Origin of the sequence: Enterobacter asburiae (genome assembly GCF_001521715.1) — a bacterium.
Taxonomy (GTDB): domain Bacteria; phylum Pseudomonadota; class Gammaproteobacteria; order Enterobacterales; family Enterobacteriaceae; genus Enterobacter; species Enterobacter asburiae.
This window is the reverse complement of the sequence record NZ_CP011863.1, coordinates 2,578,391-2,600,267: the sequence shown is the minus strand read 5'-3', so window position 1 is coordinate 2,600,267 and position 21,877 is coordinate 2,578,391. Positions and strand designations below refer to the sequence as shown.

Annotated in this window: 16 protein-coding genes and 1 pseudogene; 13 read left to right on the top strand and 4 right to left on the bottom strand. The window is 58.6% G+C overall.

The genetic code is table 11. The features are described from left to right. Positions 1–19 precede the first annotated feature (19 nt). Positions 20–1,393: an exodeoxyribonuclease VII large subunit gene (xseA, locus tag ACJ69_RS12660; RefSeq protein ID WP_059347136.1), complete on the bottom strand. Its 1,374-nt coding sequence runs from the start codon at positions 1,391–1,393 to the stop codon at positions 20–22. Between the two features lie 158 nt (positions 1,394–1,551). On the opposite strand from xseA, the gene guaB reads away from it, so the two are divergent. Next, complete coding sequence (gene guaB / locus ACJ69_RS12655; protein ID WP_023333022.1) at positions 1,552–3,018, top strand: IMP dehydrogenase; 1,467 nt, start codon at positions 1,552–1,554, stop codon at positions 3,016–3,018. A gap of 67 nt (positions 3,019–3,085) precedes the next feature. Further along, a complete protein-coding gene (gene guaA / locus ACJ69_RS12650) occupies positions 3,086–4,663 on the top strand; it encodes a glutamine-hydrolyzing GMP synthase (protein WP_006811514.1) in 1,578 nt (525 codons plus the stop codon). A 144-nt stretch (positions 4,664–4,807) separates the two neighbouring features. On the opposite strand, the gene ACJ69_RS12645 is transcribed toward guaA, so the two are convergent. Together ACJ69_RS12645 and ACJ69_RS25300 are read right to left on the bottom strand one after the other, a co-directional pair. Next, positions 4,808–5,026, bottom strand: a complete 219-nt coding sequence (locus tag ACJ69_RS12645; protein ID WP_054829688.1) for a DUF7661 family protein — start codon at positions 5,024–5,026, stop codon at positions 4,808–4,810. Between the two features lie 1,421 nt (positions 5,027–6,447). Beyond that, positions 6,448–6,708 carry a hypothetical protein gene (locus ACJ69_RS25300; protein WP_155616780.1) on the bottom strand — a complete coding sequence of 87 codons (261 nt, stop codon included), beginning with the start codon at positions 6,706–6,708 and terminating at the stop codon, positions 6,448–6,450. A gap of 357 nt (positions 6,709–7,065) precedes the next feature. Between ACJ69_RS25300 and ACJ69_RS12635 the strand changes: the two genes are divergently transcribed. Beyond that, entirely contained in the window at positions 7,066–7,401 is a 336-nt protein-coding gene (locus tag ACJ69_RS12635) for a YcgJ family protein (RefSeq protein WP_232248693.1), read from the top strand. Positions 7,402–8,186: 785 nt separating this feature from the next. After that, positions 8,187–8,375: a helical membrane plugin domain-containing protein gene (locus ACJ69_RS24940; protein ID WP_052194023.1), complete on the top strand. Its 189-nt coding sequence runs from the start codon at positions 8,187–8,189 to the stop codon at positions 8,373–8,375. An 82-nt stretch (positions 8,376–8,457) separates the two neighbouring features. On the opposite strand, the gene ACJ69_RS12625 is transcribed toward ACJ69_RS24940, so the two are convergent. Beyond that, complete coding sequence (locus ACJ69_RS12625) at positions 8,458–9,291, bottom strand: MurR/RpiR family transcriptional regulator (RefSeq protein WP_023344667.1); 834 nt, start codon at positions 9,289–9,291, stop codon at positions 8,458–8,460. Between the two features lie 292 nt (positions 9,292–9,583). On the opposite strand from ACJ69_RS12625, the gene ACJ69_RS12620 reads away from it, so the two are divergent. The 9 genes and pseudogenes from ACJ69_RS12620 to iolE all read left to right on the top strand — a co-directional run bounded on the left by ACJ69_RS12620 (position 9,584) and on the right by iolE (position 21,872). Beyond that, complete coding sequence (locus tag ACJ69_RS12620; RefSeq protein ID WP_054830333.1) at positions 9,584–11,089, top strand: CoA-acylating methylmalonate-semialdehyde dehydrogenase; 1,506 nt, start codon at positions 9,584–9,586, stop codon at positions 11,087–11,089. A gap of 11 nt (positions 11,090–11,100) precedes the next feature. After that, the gene (iolD, locus tag ACJ69_RS12615) at positions 11,101–13,026 is read left to right on the top strand and encodes a 3D-(3,5/4)-trihydroxycyclohexane-1,2-dione acylhydrolase (decyclizing) (RefSeq protein ID WP_059347134.1); all 1,926 of its coding nucleotides are present in this window, start codon (positions 11,101–11,103) and stop codon (positions 13,024–13,026) included. 301 nt (positions 13,027–13,327) lie between these two features. Beyond that, entirely contained in the window at positions 13,328–14,314 is a 987-nt protein-coding gene (gene iolG, locus ACJ69_RS12610) for an inositol 2-dehydrogenase (RefSeq protein WP_059347133.1), read from the top strand. A gap of 31 nt (positions 14,315–14,345) precedes the next feature. Further along, positions 14,346–15,275: a sugar ABC transporter substrate-binding protein gene (locus ACJ69_RS12605; protein WP_023333011.1), complete on the top strand. Its 930-nt coding sequence runs from the start codon at positions 14,346–14,348 to the stop codon at positions 15,273–15,275. A gap of 48 nt (positions 15,276–15,323) precedes the next feature. Next, a pseudogene (locus ACJ69_RS12600) lies at positions 15,324–16,871 on the top strand (sugar ABC transporter ATP-binding protein). An 11-nt stretch (positions 16,872–16,882) separates the two neighbouring features. Then, complete coding sequence (locus tag ACJ69_RS12595; RefSeq protein ID WP_028014045.1) at positions 16,883–17,911, top strand: ABC transporter permease; 1,029 nt, start codon at positions 16,883–16,885, stop codon at positions 17,909–17,911. A gap of 8 nt (positions 17,912–17,919) precedes the next feature. Further along, a complete protein-coding gene (locus ACJ69_RS12590; RefSeq protein ID WP_059347132.1) occupies positions 17,920–19,053 on the top strand; it encodes a Gfo/Idh/MocA family protein in 1,134 nt (377 codons plus the stop codon). A gap of 12 nt (positions 19,054–19,065) precedes the next feature. Further along, entirely contained in the window at positions 19,066–20,970 is a 1,905-nt protein-coding gene (locus tag ACJ69_RS12585; RefSeq protein WP_059347131.1) for a bifunctional 5-dehydro-2-deoxygluconokinase/5-dehydro-2-deoxyphosphogluconate aldolase, read from the top strand. An 11-nt stretch (positions 20,971–20,981) separates the two neighbouring features. Beyond that, positions 20,982–21,872 (top strand): myo-inosose-2 dehydratase, encoded by an 891-nt coding sequence (iolE, locus tag ACJ69_RS12580; protein ID WP_047647087.1) that lies wholly within the window; start codon positions 20,982–20,984, stop codon positions 21,870–21,872. Positions 21,873–21,877: the final 5 nt, after the last annotated feature.

Sequence of the window (21,877 nt, the reverse complement as noted above, 5' to 3'; positions counted from 1 at the left end):
GTAAGTAACCGGCGAAGAATTATCCGGTTTTACGCTGACGCGTCTTTTTCACCGGTTTAATTGATTTCACTTCGCTTTCTACCCAGCCGTCTGAAAGACGCGTCGTCAGCACATCGCCGGTATTCACCTGTTTGGTCTGCTTCAGCACTTTGCCGTCCGTCGCCGTCGTCACGCTATAGCCGCGCGCCAGCGTGGAGAGGGGGCTGACCGCTTCAAGATGGGTCACCGCATTGCCAAAACGTTCGCGTGTGGTGCTCAGCCGCGCCCGGATTGTCTCCGCCAGACGATACTCTAGCTGCTGGATCCGCGTTTGCGCGCGATAAATTTTCGGCTGCGGGTTCTGCTGGTTCAGGCGCTGGGTTACGCGCTGCTGGCGCGATACCGCGCGCTTGAGCTGCGCGTCCACCGCAACGCTCATGCGCTGACGCAGGCGCTCAAGCACGGTCTGCTGACGAGCCAGACGCAGCTGCGGGTGCTGCTGCTGAAGACGATGATGAAGCTGGGTAAAGCGATGGGTACGGTTGGCAAGGAAGTAGTCCATCGCCATCTCAAGGCGCTGCTGACCGTTCTGAATCTGACGCAGCAGTTCCAGCTGGTTGCGGCTGACCACTTCCGCCGCCGCGGACGGGGTAGGTGCACGCAGATCCGCGACGAAATCCGCAATCGTCACGTCCGTTTCGTGGCCGACGGCGCTCACCACGGGGATAAGGCTGGCAAAGATTGCCCTCGCCACGCGCTCGTCGTTAAAGCTCCATAAATCTTCCAGCGAGCCGCCGCCGCGCCCGACGATTAATACGTCGCACTCCTGACGGGCGTTCGCCAGCTCAATGGCGCGAACTATCTGTCCCGGCGCATCGTCACCCTGAACGGCGGTCGGATAGATGATAACGGGCAGGGAAGGATCGCGACGCTTCAGCACGTGCAAAATATCGTGCAGCGCCGCACCGGTTTTCGAGGTGATGACCCCAACGCAGTGGGCGGGGGAGGGCAGCGTCTTTTTGTACTGCTGGTCGAACAGCCCTTCGGCAGAGAGTCTGGCTTTTAGCTGTTCATACTTCTGCTGCAGCAGGCCTTCACCCGCAGGCTGCATGCTCTCGACGATAATCTGATAATCGCCGCGCGGCTCATACAGGGTGATATTGGCGCGAACCAGAACCTGCTGGCCGTGCTGAGGACGAAACGTCACGCGACGGTTGCTGTTGCGGAACATCGCGCAGCGCACCTGGGCGGTGTCGTCTTTTAAGGTAAAGTACCAGTGACCGGAGGACGGCTGCGTGAAGTTAGAGATCTCACCGCTGATCCAGACCTGCCCCATTTCCTGCTCAAGCAGCAAACGCACCGTCTGATTAAGGCGGCTGACAGTATAAATTGAGGGGGATTGAGAGGATAACATGTGAGCGGGATCAAATTCTAAATCAGCAAGTTATTCAGTCGATAGTAACCTGCTGAGAGGCAATCGCAAGCTTTTTTATAAAAAAGTGTAGATGCAATCGGTTACGCTCTGTATAATGCCACGGCAATATTTAACCACCCAGGTCAGAGATATTGCCCATGCTACGTATCGCTAAAGAAGCACTGACGTTTGACGACGTCCTCCTCGTTCCCGCTCACTCCACCGTTCTGCCGAATACTGCCGATCTCAGCACGCAGTTGACGAAAACCATTCGCCTGAACATTCCTATGCTCTCTGCGGCAATGGACACCGTGACTGAAGCGCGCCTGGCTATCGCCCTGGCACAGGAAGGTGGCATTGGCTTTATTCACAAAAACATGTCTATCGAACGTCAGGCGGAAGAAGTTCGCCGCGTGAAGAAACATGAATCCGGCATCGTGTCTGACCCACAGACCGTTCTGCCAACCACCACGCTGCACGAAGTGAAAGCACTGACCGAACGTAACGGCTTCGCCGGTTACCCGGTTGTGACCGAAGAGAACGAACTGGTCGGTATCATCACCGGTCGTGACGTGCGTTTCGTGACTGACCTGAACCAGCCTGTTAGCGTGTACATGACGCCGAAAGAGCGCCTGGTTACCGTTCGCGAAGGTGAAACCCGCGACGTGGTGCTGGCAAAAATGCACGAAAAACGCGTTGAAAAAGCGCTGGTTGTTGACAGCAGCTTCCACCTGCGCGGCATGATCACCGTTAAAGATTTCCAGAAAGCAGAACGTAAGCCTAACGCCTGTAAAGACGAGCATGGCCGTCTGCGCGTCGGCGCTGCGGTTGGCGCAGGTGCCGGTAACGAAGAGCGCGTTGACGCGCTGGTTGCTGCGGGCGTTGACGTCCTGCTGATTGATTCCTCTCACGGCCACTCCGAAGGCGTTCTGCAGCGTATTCGTGATACCCGTGCCAAATACCCTGACCTGCAGATCATTGGCGGCAACGTGGCCACTGGCGCAGGCGCTCGCGCGCTGGCTGACGCTGGCTGCAGCGCGGTGAAAGTGGGTATCGGCCCTGGCTCTATCTGTACTACCCGTATCGTCACCGGCGTGGGCGTTCCGCAGATCACCGCTGTGTCTGACGCGGTTGAAGCGCTGGAAGGCACCGGTATTCCGGTTATCGCCGACGGCGGTATCCGCTTCTCTGGCGACATCGCCAAAGCGATCGCCGCGGGCGCAGCTGCCGTAATGGTAGGCTCCATGCTGGCCGGTACCGAAGAATCCCCGGGTGAAATCGAACTCTACCAGGGCCGTTCTTACAAATCTTACCGCGGTATGGGCTCCCTGGGCGCGATGTCCAAAGGTTCCTCTGACCGTTACTTCCAGACCGATAACGCCGCTGACAAACTGGTACCGGAAGGTATCGAAGGTCGCGTTGCCTATAAAGGCCGTCTGAAGGAGATCATTCACCAGCAGATGGGCGGCCTGCGCTCCTGTATGGGTCTGACCGGCTGTGGTACCATTGACCTGCTGCGTACCAAAGCGGAATTCGTACGCATCAGCGGTGCGGGTATCCAGGAAAGCCACGTTCACGACGTGACGATCACCAAAGAGTCCCCGAACTACCGTCTGGGCTCCTGATAAGTTTCCGCGCCCGGCTTCTGCCGGGCGCTCTGTTTTTGTTTCACTTGCCTCGGAATTAGCGTCAATGACGGAAAACATTCATAAACATCGCATTCTCATCCTGGACTTCGGTTCTCAGTACACTCAGCTGGTGGCGCGTCGCGTGCGTGAACTGGGCGTTTACTGTGAACTGTGGGCGTGGGATGTCACGGAAGCACAGATTCGCGAATTCAATCCAAGCGGCATCATCCTGTCCGGCGGCCCGGAAAGCACCACCGAAGAGAACAGCCCGCGCGCGCCGCAGTACGTGTTCGAAGCTGGCGTGCCGGTATTCGGCGTTTGCTACGGTATGCAGACCATGGCAATGCAGCTGGGCGGCCACGTCGAAGGCTCTAACGAGCGCGAGTTTGGCTACGCACAGGTAGAAGTCGTCACCGACAGCGCGCTGGTGCGCGGTATCGAAGACTCCCTGACCGCAGACGGCAAACCGCTGCTGGACGTGTGGATGAGCCACGGCGACAAAGTCACCGCCATCCCGTCTGACTTCGTGACCGTTGCCAGCACCGAAAGCTGCCCGTTCGCCATCATGGCGAACGAAGAAAAACGCTTCTACGGCGTGCAGTTCCACCCGGAAGTGACCCACACCCGTCAGGGTATGCGCATGCTGGAGCGCTTCGTGCGTGACATCTGCCAGTGTGAAGCTCTGTGGACCCCGGCAAAAATCATCGACGACGCCGTTGAGCGTATCCGCCAGCAGGTTGGCGATGACAAAGTGATCCTCGGCCTCTCCGGCGGCGTGGACTCCTCCGTGACCGCGATGCTGCTGCACCGCGCCATCGGTAAAAACCTGACCTGCGTCTTCGTGGACAATGGTCTGCTGCGTCTCAACGAAGCCCAGCAGGTTATGGACATGTTCGGCGACCACTTCGGTCTGAACATCGTTCACGTGGAAGGCGAGCAGCGCTTCCTGGACGCGCTGAAAGGCGAGAACGATCCGGAAGCGAAACGTAAGATCATCGGCCGCGTGTTCGTTGAAGTGTTCGACGAAGAAGCGCTGAAGCTGGAAGACGTGAAGTGGCTGGCGCAGGGCACCATCTACCCTGACGTGATCGAATCCGCGGCCTCTGCAACCGGTAAAGCGCACGTCATAAAATCTCACCACAACGTGGGTGGTCTGCCGAAAGAGATGAAGATGGGCCTGGTTGAACCGCTGCGCGAGCTGTTCAAAGACGAAGTGCGTAAGATCGGTCTGGAACTGGGTCTGCCGTACGACATGCTCTACCGTCACCCGTTCCCGGGTCCGGGTCTGGGCGTGCGCGTGCTGGGCGAAGTGAAGAAAGAGTACTGCGACCTGCTGCGTCGCGCGGACGCGATCTTCATCGAAGAGCTGCACAAAGCTGACCTGTACAACAAGGTAAGCCAGGCGTTCACCGTGTTCCTGCCGGTTCGCTCCGTTGGCGTAATGGGCGATGGCCGTAAGTACGACTGGGTTGTTTCCCTGCGTGCGGTGGAAACCATCGACTTCATGACCGCGCACTGGGCGCACCTGCCGTATGACTTCTTAGGCCGCGTGTCTAACCGCATCATCAACGAAGTGAACGGTATTTCCCGCGTGGTGTATGACATCAGCGGTAAGCCACCGGCTACGATTGAGTGGGAATGATTTCCCAACCGGAAACGTCTGGTACTAACAGGTTCTAAATTATCTCTAAGCCCGCGGATTGCGGGCTTTTTTTGGCCATGGCTGGCAACATCATGCCAGGTTAGTGCCTGGAGCGGGCGCAATGTAAGGCTATCCATTAAATCCTTATTCGATGCGTCCCACATTTGGATGACGATCGGTTGCGGCTTCATGGAGAATGTCACTCAGCCAGCCGGCAATCTCGCCTTCAGTCATATCGTCAGGAATAGCGATGTCATAGAGCCGAGAAAACTTTCTCTCCGTCAGGTCAGCACGAAATACCAGCCACCGATCATGCTTACGTTGAACGCCAATATGCCGTCCAAAAACGTTATATATCAGCATATGCAATCTCCGATCATGCTAATGAGTTCCTGTATCTGTGGTGCATACGTCAGATCAGGCCAGAGAGTAGATCGTACAAATATGAAAGGTCAGCGTCCGCTCCTCGCTGCCCGTCATGCCAGCTCAAAAAACAGGCTTAACGTTGGATGTTTTACGTTTTCCAGGCGGACCCCTTAAAAAACGACCACAGCAGGTGGGGCATCGTAAAAGTGATATGCCGCCAGCCGCAGTCGCCATTTGAATCAAGTAAGCTGATCCAGCCGTCATCAACGGTGAAGAGCAACTTTGCGAGGCGCGGAATATACATGAAGAAGAGTATAAAACGGGGCTCAGGGCATGCAAACCATCGGAGCCGTGAAGCGGTGACGCTCGCCCTGAAAGGGCGCTACTGTTATACACTGACCCGGTTTACATTTTATGCTGAACGGAGCGTCAGATTAAGGTTGCGCTCTTTACAGGTGTACTCTGAATAGTCCGCCTACAAACATAAGTAGTTGTAAAATAAATGGAGTTGAGGAGGGGGTCTTTTTAAAACTATAAGTTGTGAACAAGTGCTAATCTTACAAAGGTTTACAAATATTCACTTTTCACCCACTTTTAGTGCGTGCAATAGTGAGTAGAGGAAATAACGCAAAAAAATGGATTTAATAGAATTCATCGGAGCTATTAGTATAACTATGTTCGCATTAGGCAGGAATGAAAAATAACGCTTTAAACTCCTCCCTAATATTTCATTTTCAGAACCTAACTCAGCCATTAATCGTATTCTTATAATAGAATGCTGGATGTTTGAATTAATAATTTTTTCGAAGGTTAAAGGTGAAAAAGTGTCATTCTTGATGCCCGCTAAAGAACGCAAAAGAAACATAAAACTGTTTATTATTCTTGAGGTAATAGCAGTTTTACTTTGTATCCCACTAGCTTTTCTCATAGAGAGAATTAATAGCCTGGAAGCGTACTCTACAGAAATCATTTTATTGTATGTAGGGTTATCTATAGCCGTTGTCGATTTTATTTCAAAGGGAAGGTGAGTAATATTATAGGGTTAGCGCTACGCCAAACAGTGATGATGAAATGGCGGAATGCGGACAGCAGAAATGATCAAATAACGGACATTAAAAATGGCGAAAAGGGGGGCGCGGATTTTCGACATGGTACATGCGATGATCAGATGCGTTCTGCCGGACCCGAAAGATCGGAACAGGGCTTTTCCGGTGACTCTTTATCCCCGTGGACTGTGTCGTTTGCGCTTGTGAGATGTGTGCTCCAGGCTCCAGGATGAGCTACTTCTTCTGGTGTATGGCTTTCATTTTTTTGAGTTCTCAACTGGACAGTCTGCTATGTGCCAGGAGCGGATGTTAAAACTTCATAATCGCAAATTTATTTAGGGAAAGGCCGGAAGTTTTCAATTACTCATTGGTTTACCTGGGAAACGTGATGGTAATTTTATGTTTATCGCAAATAAATCCTTCTTCTGGAGGATTATGGGGAGTGCGCTCTGTATGCCAGTAACGTAAAGAAGGCTCTGATGCTTCAATTAAAACTCGAACATTTTCTGTCAGCTCTTTTGCCATATATACAACTCTTTCAATTTTCGTCCATGTCTTGATTATGCTTTGTACACTATTGCCTGACGATACTGCCAAATCAACCGCATTGTTTATAGATAAACAATTTGCCATAAAATTACCCATAAGATTCTATCTGTCAAAATTATATATCTTTCATTTACGATTGTATAACGTCCACACCTCGCTCACACCGGACCTGATCCGCCCCACTAGCCCACTCCGTTTAGAGCATAGTAGTTCAGGTCTTAAAATCACATGACTCACCGGGATAGTACCCTTAGAATTGCCTCCGAGCCGAACTTTCGATGAATGTTAGGTCACCAAAAAGCTGGGGCGTTTCCTGCTGAAACTCAGAACCATCCAGGATATTACACTCATTATGAATGGTTCCACAGCGCCCGGTGCAAAGCCGACAGTCATTAACCAACGGAGATTATCATCTTGAACAAGTCAATACTCGCATGCTCTGTGGCCACGCTGCTGGCTGTGTCCGCCATGTCCGTCCAGGCCAGGACCCCCGCCAGGCTTAAGTCGCCAGTATCGGGCGTGCTCTGCGACCGATATGTATGCGCCAATGACAAGGGATTATCCCGCGAGTTGACAGAGACGTATCTCGGTAAGAAGGCTGCTGCAAACGAGGTGTTCACGTCGAGCAATGTCGATCTGACTGAATTCACCTTTGCCAACGGTATTTTCTGCGATGTGAAGGAACGACTGTGCCGTGAAGATCGCTATTATGGCGCGAACGGACAGCGCTCCGGGGCGCTATCTAAAAAGTACACAAAGCTGCTCTTCGGCGAATAATGGTGATGAAAAGAGACCGCAGTAAGAGACTACGTGCCAGGGATATAAATTCTATTTTGTAGTCTACGTAATAAATAATGATCGGATTATCACAATTAAATTTCCTGTTAGGGGTTATGTTGCGGAATATTACTCAGTTACTACGCTTTAGCTGAGCATAACAGTGAAGCGGTTTGGTTACGTGAGTTCCCATTCACTACCGTGAGCGAATAAAGGAATGAAAAACCGCATAATGATTGTCGGCGGCGGCACGGAGGAACCATTGTTGCCAACCTGCTGACCAGAAGATTACGACGTGAAATTGCTGTCGGTCAGGTAGAGCTGGTACTGATTTCCGAATCAACGGTGCATTACAACAAACCCGCCTTTATGTACGTCGCCTTTAATCTCTTCCATCACCATCAGCTGGCCCGGCCTGAACGGCAATTACTGAGTCCGGAAATTCAATTTATTACCGACAGGATTGAATTTTCGATTTTAAGCAGCGTCGACTGTACGGTGCCTGTAAGCAACATTACGACTGGGACCTGCTGGTTATTGCTACCGGCTGAACACCTTTTACACAAAAAATCCCCGGCCTTGCCGAAGCGGGCGATCATTTTTATCAATACGCGGCGGCAAGACAATATAATGGACGGGTTCAGGCCGTTGCGCAAATGGGGCTCTGGGCCAGTATCGTCGTCGCAGACCTGCTGGAAATGACCGATAACGCGATGGTCGAAAAACTGGCTGGCGTTTTTGAAGGAGTCGTGACCGTCGGCTGAGAAGGGGGAACTGCGCTACGCATGGCCTGGGGAGAGCAAATTAACCGGGAAGGGGATATTTCGCTTCGGCAGGTGTTTGCCATGCTCAACGATCCTGATACCCGCCGCGGCATTATGCTTTTACTGCGGGTGTTACAGATTACGGGGCAACGTCTTAATGCCCTCGCTTCGGTCAGCTATCCTGAGTGTCCTGAAATCGGAAACCGCTAAGATCGGGCGGATGTTCTCCTGAAACAGCGATTATGCCGGGTAGCGGTTTTATGTTACCCGGCCTGTTAAGCGGTCCCGTGGGCTATTTATCCCCGCCACCTAGCCGATACGCTAGCGCCACCACCAGCGACTGCACCAGGCACAGCGTCGCCGACTGGGAGCGAAACGCATCCACCTGCGCCTCTTTCACCACAAAGCAGAGATCGCTGAACGTCGCCAGCGGGCTTATCTGGCTGTCCGTAATCACAATCTGCCGCGCGCCAACGCTGGCGGCGGTTTCGCTGACCATCACCGTCTCTTCCGCGTACGGCGAGAAGCTGATCGACACCACAATGTCGCGCGCCTTAATGCGGCTGATCTGCTCGCGCAGCATGCCGCCCATGCCGTCGAGCAGGATAGGGCGGCACTCGAGGTGGCTCAGGGCGTAGGTCAGATACGCGGCGACGCTGAAGGAGCGCCGCAGTCCGGCGATGTAGATGGTGTCGGCGTCGGCCAGCAGTTGTACCGCGCGCTCCAGCATCTCCGGCTCGGCGCGGGCGGCCAGCTGCTGCAGCGCCTGGGCGTTCGAGCGGGCAAACTCCTGCAGGATATCGAGCGGCGTTTCCGGCACGGCCTCGCTCTCCATCTCGCGGAACAGCCGGGCGCGGTCGCTGTAGCTGGCGGTCTCCTCCACCAGGTTCATGCGAAACAGCTGTTTCATTTCGTTGAAGCCGGTGAAGTCAAAGGCGTTGGCAAAGCGGATCAGCGTCGAAGGCGGCACGTCGGCGCGCTCGGCAATGACGGCAACCGTATCAAAGGCCACGCTGTTGGTGTTATCCAGCACATAGCGGGAGACCTGCTGCAGCCTCTTGCTCAGGCTATCGTAGCGATCGCGGATTTGCTGCTGCAGTTCGTTCAGGCTGGTTGCTGTCGTCATCTTATCCCCCAAATACAGTCTTATGATTCTAAACGCAAAACCGCGTCTTTTAAATGTCGGCCATCCATCTGGCAGCAAAAATGAAACAGAAACTTCAGTCATTTCCTCGCCCGAAATTCCTTAATAGCGCACGCTGCGTCAGTGTTGTTGCCTGTTAACATAAAAATCCATCCGTGATCACAATAATCATCATTTATTTTATTTCAACTTAAAATGGAATATTTGTTTCATATATAGTGTTCAGTACACAGTGTTCAGGTAACAGTCACGTATCAACAGCGAGAGGTTAAGGATGGAGACGGTAGCGAATTTTATTCACGGCGAATGTGTCACCGGTTCAGGCCAGCGCGTTCAGGCGATCTTCAACCCGGCCACCGGCGAGCAGATCCGCCAGGTGGTGATGAGTACGGCGCAGGAAACCGAACAGGCGATTGCCGCCGCGCAGCAGGCGTTTCCGGCCTGGGCGCGACATGCTCCGCTGAAGCGCGCGCGCGTGATGTTCCGCTTCAAGGCGCTGCTGGAGGAGAACACGGAGCGCCTGGCCCGCATCATCAGCGAAGAGCACGGCAAGGTCTTCTCCGACGCGGTGGGCGAGCTGACCCGCGGCCTGGAGGTGGTGGAATTTGCCTGCGGCATTCCGCATCTGCAAAAGGGTGAACACTCGGCGAACGTCGGCACGGGCGTGGACAGCCACTCGCTGATGCAGCCGCTCGGCGTCTGCGCCGGGATCACGCCGTTTAACTTCCCGGCGATGGTGCCGATGTGGATGTTCCCGATTGCGCTGGCGACCGGCAACACCTTCGTGCTGAAGCCGTCGGAAAAAGATCCTTCTCTGGCGCTCGCGCTGGCGCAATTGCTGAAAGAGGCCGGCCTGCCGGACGGCGTGTTCAACGTCGTGCAGGGCGATAAAGAGTCCGTTGACGTGCTCCTGACCGACCCGCGCGTGCAGGCGGTGAGCTTTGTCGGCTCCACGCCGATTGCGGAATACATTTACCAGACCGCGTCCGCCCATGGTAAGCGCTGTCAGGCGCTGGGCGGCGCGAAAAACCACGGCATCCTGATGCCGGACGCCGACATGGAGATGGCGACCAACGCCATCATGGGCGCGGCCTACGGCGCGGCGGGGGAACGCTGCATGGCGCTCTCGGTGGTGCTGGCGGTGGGGGATAAAACCGCCGATGACCTCTGCGCCCGGCTGGAGAAACAGATTGCCGCGCTGCGCGTCGGGCCGGGCCTGGACCAGTCGCCGGAAAACGAAATGGGGCCGCTCATCTCCTCCGCGCATCGCAGCAAGGTGCTGGGCTACATCGACAGCGGGGAAGCGCAGGGAGCAAAACTGCGCGTGGACGGTCGCGGCTTCAGCGTGAAGGGCCACGAGCAGGGCTACTTCGTCGGGCCGACGCTATTCGATAACGTCACTCCTGAGATGACCATCTATAAAGAAGAGATCTTCGGTCCGGTGCTTTCTGTGGTGCGCGTAGCAGATTACGCCAGCGCGGTGGATCTGATTAACCGCCATGAATATGGTAATGGCTCGGCGATCTTCACCCGCGACGGCGGCTGCGCGCGCCGCTTCTGCGAAGAGGTGCAGGCGGGCATGGTGGGGGTCAACGTGCCGATCCCGGTGCCGATGGCGTTCCACAGCTTCGGCGGCTGGAAGCGCTCGATTTTTGGCGCGCTCAACGTCCACGGCAGCGACGGCGTGCGCTTTTACACCCGAATGAAAACCATCACCGCGCGCTGGCCGGAAATGCAGCAGGAGACAGGCGCTGCGTTCTCCATGCCGACGCTGGGCTGACAGGAGGTTTTATGCAAACCGAACGTATGACCATGGCCCAGGCGCTGGTCCGGTTCCTCAATCAACAGTACGTCAGCGTAGACGGTAACGAAATGCCCTTCGTGGAGGGCGTAGCCACCATCTTTGGTCACGGCAACGTGCTCGGTATCGGCCAGGCGCTGGAGCAGGACCCCGGTCATCTGCACATCATGCAGGGCTGCAACGAGCAGGGTATCGCCCATATGGCGACGGGATTCGCCAAACAGCACCGCCGCCAGCGTATTTTTGCCGTCACCTCCTCCGTCGGGCCGGGCGCCGCCAATATGGTCACGGCGGCGGCAACCGCCACCGCAAACCGTATCCCGCTTTTACTGCTGCCGGGCGATATCTATGCAAGCCGCCAGCCGGACCCGGTGCTACAGCAGATCGAGCAGTATCACGATCTCAGCATCAGCACCAACGACTGCTTCCGTCCGGTCTCCCGCTACTGGGACCGCATCAACCGCCCCGAGCAGTTGATGAGCGCGATGCTAAGCGCGATGCGAACGCTTACTGACCCCGCCAATACCGGCGCGGTGACCATTTGTCTGCCGCAGGACGTGCAGGGGGAGGCCTGGGACTACCCGCTGAGCTTCTTCGCGCGTCGCGTGCACCATATTGAGCGTCGTCCGCCCGATCCGCAGCGTCTGGCGCAGGCGCGGGCGCTGATCGCCCGCAAGCGTCGTCCGCTGGTGGTATGCGGCGGCGGCGTGCGCTATTCCGGCGCGCATGAGGCGTTTCGCGAGTTTGTCGAGACGCTGCGGCTGCCGTTTGCCGAAACCCAGGCCGGAAAGGGGGCGCTGGTAAGTGACCACCCACTTAACCTGGGCGGCGTAGGGGTAACTGGCGGAATGGCCGCCAACCGGCTCGCACCGCAGGCGGATTTAGTGATCGGCATCGGCACGCGCCTGACCGACTTTACTACCGGCTCCAAGGCGCTCTTTTCCCACCCGGACGTTGAGTTTCTGCTGCTGAACGTGGCCGAGTTTGACGCCCTGAAGCTGGACGCCACCGCGCTGATTGCCGATGCCCAAACCGGGCTCCAGGCATTGACCCACGCGCTCGGGGATTATCGCAGCGGCTGGGGAGAGGCGATCGCTCAGGCGAAGTCCGCCTGGCGCGACGAGTGCCGCCGCCTGTGGGATCGCCAGTGGCGTCCTGACGACGCGCCCGAAGTGGCGGGGCACCTGGATGCGCAGCTGGCGGAATACGGCGAGACGCTCAACACCCGCCTGACCCAGACGCGGGTGCTGGGGCTGATCAACCAGCATACTGAAGATAACGCCATCGTGGTGGGCGCGGCCGGTTCGCTGCCGGGCGATTTACAGCGCCTCTGGCAGGTCAAAACGCCGGACAGCTATCACCTGGAGTACGGCTACTCCTGCATGGGCTACGAGATCGCGGCAGCTCTCGGCGCGAAGCTCGCCAGACCCGAGCTGCCGGTGTACGCCATGGTGGGGGATGGCTCCTACATGATGCTGCACTCCGAGCTGCAAACCGCCGTTCAGGAGGGTATTAAGATCACCGTTCTGCTGTTTGATAATGCCAGCTTCGGCTGCATTAACAACCTGCAGATGGGGCACGGCATGGGCAGCTTTGGCACGGAAAACCGTCGGCGCAACCCGGAAACCGGGCGGCTTGACGGGCCGCTGGTGAAGGTCGACTTTGCACAAAACGCGGAAAGCTACGGCTGCCGCGCATGGCGGGTGAACGATGAGCAAAGCCTGCTGGCGGCGCTGGAGGCATCACGGGCGCATCCGGGCCCGACGCTGCTGGACATCAAGGTGCTGCCGAAGACAATGACCCACGACTACGCCTCGTGGTGGCGAACCGGTGATGCGCAGGTGGCAGAGTCTTCTGCCGTGCGTGAGGCTGCGGAGCAAACGCAGGCGCAGGTGAAAATAGCCCGCCAGTATTGAGTTTTCTCTTCGTAACGAAATTTTCATTTCATTTTCCCCTCACCCTAACCCTCTCCCCAAAGGGGAGAGGGGATAGTTTGGTGCGCGCTTTTCACCCTCGCCCCATTGGGGAGAAGGCCGGGGTGAGGGGAGTTGCCGCACGTCCTTCCATGTTGTGAGATTGATAACAAAATTTATCTCATTCATCTCAAAAGTGTTAACCCGCACTCAAAAATATAATTTTCACTATTTATAAAAATGAAATAAATGTTTTATTTATAGGGTCGTTAGTTCACAGCATTCACCAACACCGGGAGCCGTTATGTTTAACATTGCTTTACTGGGCGCTGGCCGAATTGGCCAGGTACATGCAGCTAACATCGCCAGCCACGGCGCGACCACGCTCTGGTCCGTGGTTGACCCGAATCAGGAATTTGCCACCCGTCTCGCCGCGCAGTATCAGGCCCGCCAGCAGAGCCTGAACGAGGCGATGACCGACCCTAACGTTCACGCCGTGCTGATTGCCTCCGCCACCGATACCCACGCGGATCTGATTGAAATGGCCGCCCGCCACGGCAAGGCCATCTTCTGCGAAAAGCCGGTACATCTTGACCTCGCCCGCGTGCGCGACTGCCTGAAGGTAGTCAAAGAGTACGACGTACCGCTGTTTATTGGCTTCAACCGCCGCTTTGACCCGCAATTTCGCCGCGTGAAAACCGAAGCCCAGGCCGGGCGCATCGGCAAACCGGAATCGCTGCTGATCATCTCTCGCGACCCGTCTCCGCCGCCTGCGGAGTACGTGCGCGTCTCCGGCGGCATGTTCCGCGATATGACCATTCATGACTTTGACATGGCCCGCTTCATCATGGGCGAAGAGCCGGTGTCGGTGTATGCCCAGGGCAGCAACCTGGTGGATCCGGCGATTGGCGAGGCGGGGGATATCGATACCGCGTTTATCGTTCTGAAATACGCCTCCGGCGCGATGGCAACCATCGTCAACAGCCGCCGTTCATCTTACGGCTACGACCAGCGACTGGAGCTGCACGGCTCCGAAGGGCTGCTGTGCGCGGGCAACATTCTTGAAAACCAGGTGCAGCACTACGGCAAACAGGGCTGCACCAGCGCGCTGCCGGAACACTTCTTCCTGCAGCGCTACAAATCCGCTTACGCCGCGGAATGGGAACACTTTGTTGCGGTCCTGCGCGGCGAAGCGGTGCCTGACTGCAGCGGCGATGATGGTGAACGTGCGCTGTACCTTGCGGATAAAGCGCTGGAGTCACTGCGCAGCCAGCGCGAGATCGTCCTCTAAACACAACAACCCTACACAGAGAGACATAATAATGAAAAAACTGATCGTAGCCGCCCTCATCGCCATGACGTCCGGGGCCGCCCTCGCCGAAAACGAGCAAATCGTTTTCAGTACGCCAAACCTGGCCATGCCGTTTGAAGTTCACATGCAGCGCACGGCGGTGAAAGCCGCAAAAGAGATGGGCGTGAAGCTTCAGGTGCTGGACGGGCAGGGCAGCTCGCCGAAGCAGGTGGCTGACCTTGAAAACGCCATCACCCGTGGGGCGCAGGGCTTTATCGTCTCCCCGAACGACGTCAACGCGGTCTCCAGCGCGGTGGATGAAATTCAGGATGCGAAGCTGCCGATCGTCACCCTTGACCGCTCCGTCGACAGCCAGAAGAAAGTGCCGCACTTTGGCGCCAACAACTACAAGGGCGGCCAGGCGGTTGGCGACTTCGTTAAAACCAAATTCCCCAACGGCGCGGACATCATTCTCCTCACCGGTCAGCCGGGCTCCTCTTCCAATATTGAACGCACCAAAGGGATCCGCGACAGCCTGAAGGCGGGCGGGGATAAATACAAGATCGTCGCCGATCAGACCGGCAACTGGATGCGTTCTGAAGGGATGCGCATCGTTGAAAGCGTTCTGCCTTCGCTGCCGAAACGTCCGCAGGTGATCCTCTCCGCCAACGACGATATGGCGCTGGGCGCGATTGAAGCGCTGCAGAGCCAGGGCGTGAAGCCGGGTGAAATCCTCGTGACCGGGTTTGATGCGGTGCCGGAAGCGCTGGCCCGCGTGCGCGACGGCTGGCTGGCGGTAACGGCGGATCAGCGCCCGGGCTTTGCGGTGCAGACGGCGATGAGCCAGCTGGTGGCCAACGTGCGCGAGAAGAAAGCCATCACCGGGGCCGACTATCCGCCGACGCTGATCACCAAAGAGAACCTGCAGCAGGCTGAGCGTATCGGTGAGGCCGGTAACTAATATGTCCCGAGCCGCCTCTGGCGGCTCATCATGAGGAGGAGCAGACTGATGTCGCAACCCTTACTGAAAGTGACCGACCTGGCAAAAAGCTTTTCCGGCGTCTGGGCGCTGAGCAGCGCTCAGCTGACCGTCGGCAGCGGAGAAATTCACGCCCTGCTGGGGGAAAACGGGGCGGGAAAATCCACGCTGCTGAAGGCGCTCGCGGGTGCGCAGCCGCAAACGCGCGGGGATATCTGGTTCAACGGCGAAACGCTGCCGGTGGACGACTCCCCGGTGGCGCGCCAGAACAAGGGCATTATCACCATCTATCAGGAGTTCAACCTGCTGCCCAACATGACCGTCGCGGAAAACATGTTTCTCGGCCGCGAGCCGCGCAGGCGTAACCTGATCGTCGACGAAAGGGCGGTCAACCAGGAGGCGCAGGTCATTCTCGATTACCTCCAGCTGAACGTTGCGTCGACCACGCCTGTCGCCCGTCTGAGCGTGGCCCAGCAGCAGATGGTGGAGATCGCACGGGCGCTGACCCTCAACGCCCGGTTAATCATTATGGACGAACCTTCCGCCGCGCTGAGCGACAGCGAGGTGGAAAGCCTGCACCGCGTGGTGCGGGAGCTTAAAAACCGCGGCGTGAGCATTATTTACGTTACCCATCGTTTGCACGAAGTTTTCCAGCTCTGCGATCGTTTTACCGTTTTCCAGGACGGCCGCTTCACCGGCACCGGCGCGGTGGCGGAGACCAACGTCGAACAGCTGATCCGCCTGATGGTCGGACGCGACGTGGCCTTTAACCGTCGTCCCGCCAGCGAAACGCATCATGAAGACAAACCCGTCCGCCTGGCGGTGAAGGGGCTGAGCCGCGAAAAGCCGCCGCTGGATCCGCACGGCATCGCCCTGCACGACATCAGCTTCCACGTCCACGCCGGGGAAGTCTTAGGCATTGCCGGCCTGGTGGGCGCGGGACGTACCGAAGTGGCCCGCTGCCTGTTTGGCGCAGATGCGTTTACCTCCGGGAGCTTTGAGCTGGACGGCGTGCCGTACCAGCCGCGCGACCCGCTGTATGCCCTCGATCAGGGCGTGGCGCTGGTGCCGGAAGACCGCAAAAAAGAGGGGGCGGTGCTGGGACTGTCGATTCGCGACAACCTGTCGCTCTCCTGCCTCTCCTCGCTGCTGCAGTAGCGCTGGTTCGTAAACACCCGAAAAGAGGACGATCTGATTGAGTCCTACCGCAAGGCGCTGCAGATCAAAATGGTCAACAGCGCGCAGGAGGTGCGCAAGCTCTCCGGCGGCAACCAGCAAAAAGTGATCCTCGCGCGCTGCATGGCGCTTAACCCGCGGGTGCTGATCGTCGATGAGCCGACGCGCGGCATCGACGTGGGGACCAAATCGGAAGTGCACCAGGTGCTGTTTGACATGGCGAAAAAGGGCGTGGCGGTGATCGTGATCTCCTCCGATCTGCCTGAAGTGATGGCGGTGTCCGACCGGATCATCACCCTCAGCGAAGGCCGGGTGACCGGCGAGATCCACGGCGACGACGCTAACGAAGAACGGCTGATGACGATGATGGCCATCAACCACAACGCCCTGAACGCGGCATAACGGAGTTTCTCATGACGCAGATGATTTCTAAAACGCAGGCCCCGGTCAAACGCGCCGGACGCATCGACCCCATCGCCTTCTTCGAGCGCTTCGGGGTGCTGATTTTCATGATCCTGCTGCTGATCTTCTTCCAGTCGCAGAACAGCAACTTTTTCTCTGAACGCAATATTTTCAACATCCTGACCGAAGTGTCTATCTACGGGATCATGGCCGTGGGGATGACCTTCGTCATTCTGACCGCCGGGATCGACCTCTCCGTGGGCTCCATTCTGGCGGTGTGCGCCATGACCGCGGCGTACGTGATCAAAGGTGACAACTTCACCACCGTCGACCCGAACGCCTGGGGCGGCATGAGCTGGCTGATCGGGCTGGGGATTTGTCTGGCCATGGGCACGGCGATTGGCTTCCTGCACGGCCTGGGCGTCACCCGCCTGCGCCTGCCGCCGTTCATCGTTACCCTCGGCGGCATGACTATCTGGCGCGGCCTGACGCTGGTGATTAACGACGGCGCGCCGATTGCCGGTTTCGACCCTGGCTACCGCTGGTGGGGACGCGGGGAGCTGCTCGGCATCTCCATTCCTATCTGGATCTTCGCCATCGTCGCCGTCGGCGGCTATCTGGCGCTGCATAAAACCCGCTGGGGCCGCTTCGTCTACGCCATCGGCGGCAACCCGGAGGCGGCGCGCCTGGCGGGGGTGAACGTCAAGCGCGTGCTGGTCAGCGTCTACGTGCTGATCGGCTGTCTGGCGGGGCTGGCGGGCTTCATCCTGAGCGCGCGTCTGGGGAGCGCCGAGGCGGTGGCCGGGATCTCCTTTGAGCTGCGCGTCATCGCCTCGGTGGTGATCGGCGGCACCTCGCTGATGGGCGGCTACGGGCGCATCGGCGGCACCATTATCGGCTCCATCATCATGGGCATTCTGATTAACGGCCTGGTGCTGATGAACGTCTCGGCCTACTACCAGCAGATTATCACCGGATTAATTATCGTTCTGGCGGTGGCATTCGATACCTATGCCAAAAGCCGTCGCGGCGCACTGTGAGGATCACGATGAAAGAGGTTCGTATTGGATTAATTGGCACCGGGTATATCGGCAAGGCGCACGCTATCGCCTATGCCCAGGCCCCGACGGTGTTCAACCTGCGCGGCAGGCTGGTGCGCGAGATGGTGGCGGAAGTCACGCCGGAGCTGGCGGCAGAGCGCGCGCAGGCGTTTGGCTTCAGCCGCTACACCGGGGACTGGCGGGCGCTGGTGGCCGACCCGGCCATTGACGTGGTGGATATTTGTTCACCCAACCACCTGCATAAAGAGATGGCGCTGGAGGCGATCCGCCACGGCAAGCACGTCTACTCGGAGAAGCCGCTGGCGCTTAACGCCCACGACGCGCGCGAGATGGTCGACGCCGCGAAGCGGGCCGGGGTGAAAACGCTGGTGGGGTTCAACTACATGAAGAACCCGACGGCGCAACTGGCGAAGGAGATTATCGCGCGCGGCGAGATTGGCGAGGTGATCCACTTCTACGGCACCCACAACGAAGACTATATGGCCGACCCGCTGTCGCCCATTCACTGGCACTGCTTTAAAGAGACCGCCGGGCTGGGGGCGCTGGGCGACCTCGCGGCGCACATCGTCAATATGGCCCAGTACCTGGTGGGGAATATCGAGGAGGTCTGCGGCGACCTGAAGATCGTAGTCCCTGAACGCCCGGCGAAGGCCGGATCGTCAGAGATGATTGCCGTTGAAAACGAGGATCAGGCCCACGCGATGGTGCGCTTCGCGGGCGGGGCGCAAGGGGTTATTGAAACCTCCCGCGTTGCCTGCGGCCGCAAGATGGGGCTCTCGTACGTCATCACCGGGACGAAAGGCGCCATCAGCTTCACCCAGGAGCGCATGGCAGAGCTGAAGCTTTATCTGCATGACGATCCGGTGAACCGTCAGGGGTTCAGCACGCTGCTCGTCGGCCCGGCGCACCCGGACTACGCCGCGTTCTGCATGGGCGCGGGACACGGGATTGGCTTTAACGATCAAAAAACGGTGGAGGTGCGCGACCTGGTGGACGGGATTGCCGCCGACGCGCCGATGTGGCCGGACTTCGAAGAGGGCTGGAAGGTGTCGCGCGTGCTGGACGCGATTGCACTCTCGCACCGGGAAGGCCGCTGGCTGAACGTGAACGACATTGTCTGATGAGGTATCAACGTGGAAAAGCAGTTTGATGTGATATGCATGGGCCGCGTGGCGGTAGACCTCTACAGCCAGCAGATTGGTGCCCGTCTGGAGGACGCGTCGAGCTTCGCCAAATATCTCGGCGGGTCGTCGGGCAACGTGGCGTACGGCACCGCCCGTCAGGGGTTACGTTCGTCGATGCTGGCGCGCGTCGGCGATGAACATATGGGCCGCTTCCTGCGGGAAGAGCTCAACCAGGTGGGCTGCGATACCAGCCATTTGATTACCGATAAACAACGCCTTACGGCGCTGGTGCTGCTCGGCATTAAAGACCGGGACACCTTTCCACTGATTTTTTATCGCGATAACTGCGCGGATATGGCGATTACCGCCAGCGATGTGGACGAAAGCTACATTGCCTCCGCACGTTGTCTTGCCATCACCGGGACCCACCTTTCTCATCCGCAGACCCGCGAGGCGGTGCTGACGGCGCTGGGCTATGCCCGCCGTCACGGCGTACGCACGGTACTGGACATCGACTACCGTCCGGTGCTGTGGGGGCTGACCGCCTTAGGCGACGGCGAAACGCGCTTTATCGCCGCCGATAAGGTCACCCGCGAGCTGCAGGAGGTTCTGCACCTCTTCGACGTCATTGTCGGCACCGAGGAGGAGTTTCACATTGCGGGCGGCAGCACGGATACCCTCCAGGCGCTGGAGCAGGTGCGCGCCGTCAGTGACGCTGCGCTGGTCTGCAAACGCGGCGCGCTCGGCTGCTCGGTCTATACCGACGCCATTCCGCCCCGTCTGGACGACGGCCTGACGGTGACCGGCGTGCGCGTGGAGGTGCTGAACGTCCTCGGGGCGGGGGACGCGTTTATGTCCGGCCTGCTGCGCGGCTACCTGAACGACGAGGGCTGGGAGCAGGCGTGCCGCTACGCCAACGCCTGCGGCGCGCTGGTGGTCTCGCGCCACGGCTGCGCCCCGGCGATGCCGAGCAAAATCGAGCTGGATGACTATCTCTCCCGCGCTGCGGACGTGCCGCGCCCGGATCTCGACCCGCGTCTTAACCATCTCCACCGGGTGACCACCCGCCGCCGCGAATGGCCGGAGCTGTGCGTGATGGCCTTCGACCACCGCAGCCAGCTTGAGGATATGGCGATGCAGTGCGGCGCGTCGCTTAAGCGCATTCCGGCGCTGAAACAGCTGATCCTGCAGGCCAGCCGCGAGGCGGCGAGCCGCGCCGGGCTGGAGGGCAAAGCCGGTCTGCTGTGCGACGGCACCTTTGGTCAGGACGCGCTGAACGCGATCACCGGGGAAGGGTGGTGGATTGGCCGTCCCATCGAGCTGCCGGGCTCCCGGCCGCTGGAGATGGAGCACGGCAACATCGGCACCCAGCTTATCAGCTGGCCGCAGGAGCACGTGGTGAAGTGCCTGGTCTTCTTCCACCCGGAAGATGCTCACGGCCTGCGCCTGGAGCAGGAGCAGAAAATCGCCGAGGTGTACCACGCCTGCTGCCGGTCCGGGCACGAGCTGCTGCTGGAGGTGATCCTGCCCGCGACCATGCCGCGCAGCGACGAGCTCTACCTGCGCGCCATCTCCCGCTTCTACAACCTGGGTATTTACCCGGACTGGTGGAAGCTGCCGCCGCTCTCGGCCGACGGCTGGACGGCGCTGAGCGAGATTATCGAACGCCGGGACCCGCACTGCCGCGGGGTGGTGATCCTCGGCCTGGACGCTCCGGCGGAACAGCTGCGCGCCGACTTCAAAGCCGCAGCGGGGCAGGCAGTAGTGAAAGGCTTCGCCGTGGGGCGCACGCTGTTTGGCGATGCCTCCCGAGCGTGGCTGAAGCACGATATTGACGATGCGCAGCTGGTGGCGCGCATCCGGGACAACTACCTGCAGCTTATCGCCTGGTGGCGCGAGCGCGGACACGCATAATGGAGACGACAATGAGTGTGCAATTAGGCATTAACCCGCTGACGTGGACGAACGACGACCTGCCTTCTCTCGGCGCGGAGACGTCGCTGGAGACCTGTCTGAGCGAAGGGAAAGAGGCCGGCTTTGCCGGCTTCGAGCTGGGCAATAAATTTCCGCGCGAAGCGCGCCTGCTTGGCCCCATCCTGCAGCGCCACGACCTGCAGCTGGTCTCCGGCTGGTACTCCGGCCGCCTGCTGGAGCGCAGCGTGGAGGAGGAGATCGCCGCCGTGCAGTCCCACCTGACGCTGCTGCGCGAGCTGGGGGCGAAGGTGCTGGTGTTTGCGGAAGTGAGCGGCTGCATTCACGGCGAACAGCAGACTCCGGTGCATCTGCGCCCGCGCTTCCCGCAGGAACGCTGGAAGGAGTACGGCGAGAAGCTCACCGAATTTGCCCGCTATACGCAGCAGCAGGGCGTGCAGATTGCCTACCATCACCATATGGGCACGGTGATTGAGTCCGCCGAGGACGTGGACAACCTGATGATCCACACCGGGGAGGCGGTCGGATTGCTGCTGGATACCGGCCATCTCACCTTTGCCGGGGCCGATCCGCTGGCGGTGGCGCAGCGCTGGGCGTCGCGCATCAACCACGTTCACTGCAAAGACGTGCGCGCCGACGTGCTGGCGGACGTGAAAAACCGCAAAACCAGCTTCCTCGATGCGGTGCTGAGCGGCGTGTTTACCGTGCCGGGCGACGGCTGCGTCGATTACCCGCCGATTATGCGGCTGCTGAAGGCCCAGGATTATCACGGCTGGCTGGTGGTCGAGGCGGAGCAGGATCCGGCGATTGCCCATCCGCTGACCTACGCCCGTCTGGGGTATAACAACCTGAGCCGCCTGGCGCGCGACGCCGGACTGATTTGAGGAGG